Source organism: Marinifilum caeruleilacunae (genome assembly GCF_013141825.1).
In the GTDB taxonomy this organism is placed as follows: Bacteria; Bacteroidota; Bacteroidia; order Bacteroidales; family Marinifilaceae; genus Marinifilum; species Marinifilum caeruleilacunae.
The window spans coordinates 1-668 of record NZ_RZNH01000123.1 but is presented as its reverse complement, the minus strand read 5'-3'; the positions used below and the strand labels follow the sequence as shown (position 1 = coordinate 668).

General features: G+C 38.4%; 2 protein-coding genes. Both read right to left on the bottom strand.

Going from position 1 to position 668, the window contains the following annotated elements:
• Positions 1-101: 101 nt before the first annotated feature.
• Entirely contained in the window at positions 102-365 is a 264-nt protein-coding gene (locus tag ELS83_RS22830) for a GIY-YIG nuclease family protein (RefSeq protein ID WP_171597635.1), read from the bottom strand.
• Positions 366-487: 122 nt separating this feature from the next.
• Positions 488-668 (bottom strand): GIY-YIG nuclease family protein (locus tag ELS83_RS21745; protein ID WP_171597634.1); only part of this gene is annotated, 181 nt, incomplete at its 5' end.

Genomic DNA, 668 nt, shown 5'->3' with positions numbered 1-668 from the left:
AAAGCCGAAAGTATAAACTTTCGGCTTGTTCTAGTAGCGGGGGCCAGACTCGAACTGACGTCCGGCGGCTGCCGGATATGAGCCCTRCCAATTTGCCATTATTATATTAACTTTCCATAATTCCTTTTAATCAATTCACGAATAAAATTTCTTCCCTGATGAGATTTCAGCTGCCTCTCTCTTTTCATTGATTCCTGTTTTGTATGGAATGATTCTGTGTATAGAATTTCCCAAGGTCTGTACCTTATGGTATAACCTTTAGTGGCCAATTCATTATGAGATAAAAACCTCGCCTGCAAGTCACTAGTATATCTAATATAAATTTTATCGTATTGGGGAAAATAAAGAACATACACATCAAACATAGCATACCAAACTACAAAAAAAAAGCCGAAAGTATAAACTTTCGGCTTGTTCTAGTAGCGGGGGCCAGACTCGAACTGACGTCCGGCGGCTGCCGGATATGAGCCCTGCCAATTTGCCATTATTATATTAACTTTCCATAATTCCTTTTAATCAATCCACGAATGAAATTTCTTCCCTGATGAGATTTCAATTGCTTCTCTCTTTTCATTGATTCCTGTTTTGTATGGAATGATTCTGTGTATAGAATTTCCCAAGGTCTATACCTCATGGTATAACCTTTAGTGGCCAACTCATTATGAGAT